This is a genomic window from Actinomadura geliboluensis, assembly GCF_005889745.1.
In the GTDB taxonomy this organism is placed as follows: Bacteria; Actinomycetota; Actinomycetes; order Streptosporangiales; family Streptosporangiaceae; genus Spirillospora; species Spirillospora geliboluensis.
The window spans coordinates 1-1,568 of sequence record NZ_VCKZ01000719.1; the positions used below are offsets into that span (position 1 = coordinate 1).

The following is a 1,568-nucleotide window of genomic DNA, read 5'->3' on the forward strand; positions in this document are numbered from 1 at the left end:
CAATGCCGTTAAATTAGCCTGACCGTCAGGGTGTTATCCACATATCCACAGGCGTCGCAGGTCCATGTGGAGTTCGTGAAAGCGATTGAAGCCTCGCTTGCGGAGGCATATGTTGCCGATGTGCCTGATGCTTCGATGACCGAGAGTCCTGTGTGTGAATCCCTTACGGACCGGATCGGGCTTGGGGTGCTGACCCGCCTTGTGCCTCGCGAGCTCGCCGAGGAGGTCGTGGTCTCTGTCGGCAGGAAAGAGCAGCGAAATAGTAAGCTGCCGGCGCGCGTGGTGGTCTATTTCGTTATGGCCATGACTCTTTTCTACGGTGAGAGCTACGAGGAGGTTATGCGTAAGCTCGTCGATGGGTTGCGTTATATGGGCACGTGGCGCCGCGGTTGGAGTATGCCGACTTCTGCGGCGTTGTGCCAGGCGCGTCAGCGGCTGGGTGCCGAGGTCATGCGGGAGTTGTACGAGCGTGTGGCGGTTCCGTGCGCGATGCGGTCAACGAAGGGCGCCTGGGCGGGAGGGCGCAGACTGATGGCCCTGGACGGTTTTGGCATGGAAGCCCCCGACACTCCCGAGAACGCCACCCACTTCGGTTATAAGAAGAAGAGCGAACGGTGCGCATTCCCTCACGTGAACATCGTGGGCCTGGCCGAGTCGGGAACACATGCCGTGGTCGCCGCAGAGATCGGACGCGACGGCGAGGGAGAAAGGACCCTCGCCGACCGCGTCCTCGCCTCGGGCGCGGTTGAAGGGGACATGCTGATCACGGCCGACGCGGGTCTGTACAGCTACGAGCGTCTCCGGCTGGTTCTTGATGCGGGCGCCGATGCCCTTTTCCGTGTCGGAGCGAGCCTCGATCTGCCTTTGCTGAAATGGTTTCCTGATGGCTCATATCTGTCATACATCGCAGACCCGAGCAAGAAGAGAAGGGCAACGACGAAGCTCCGTAGCGGGGAGTTGAAGATCACCGACCTTCCGGGGGAGTACGTACGCGTCGTCGACTATCAAATCCCCGACAGAAGGGACAACGGCGAGCTGATCACGCTCGTCACCAATGTCCTCGATCCGATCGGACTTACCGCAGTGGACCTCGCTGCCGCCTATCACGAGCGCTGGGAAATAGAGACACTGATCGACGAGATCAAGACACATCAGCGCGGCCCGGCGACCATCCTGCGATCACGGAAGCCGGAGATGGTCGAACAGGAGATATGGGGGCTGCTGCTCACTCATTATGGGATACGTCAACTCATGTGCGAGGCCGCAGACCAGGCCGAACTGGATCCGGATCGCCTCTCATTCGTTCGCTCCATACGAGTGGTCCGCCGCCAGGTCTCAAGCCAGGCGGCTTTTTCCCCCTCAACTCCTCAAGGAGAAGATCCAGGAGGTGTTGGACGAGATCACCGAACGACCAAATCTTGAAAGACGGCAGCGCACCTGTCCTCGCAAGCTGAAACGCGCACGGCACAACTCATACCGAGTTAAACGTGAGACGGACGAGAACATCACCCACGACTCGCCGGCCACGATCCGATTGATCTGCCCAGCAGCTTAATTTAACGGCATTG

The 1,568-nt window shown here is 59.7% G+C and carries 1 pseudogene; it reads left to right on the forward strand.

What is annotated here, in order from left to right:
- Window positions 1–135: 135 nt before the first annotated feature.
- Window positions 136–1,359: pseudogene (locus ETD96_RS43810) on the forward strand (IS4 family transposase); the annotation flags it as partial.
- Window positions 1,360–1,568: the final 209 nt, after the last annotated feature.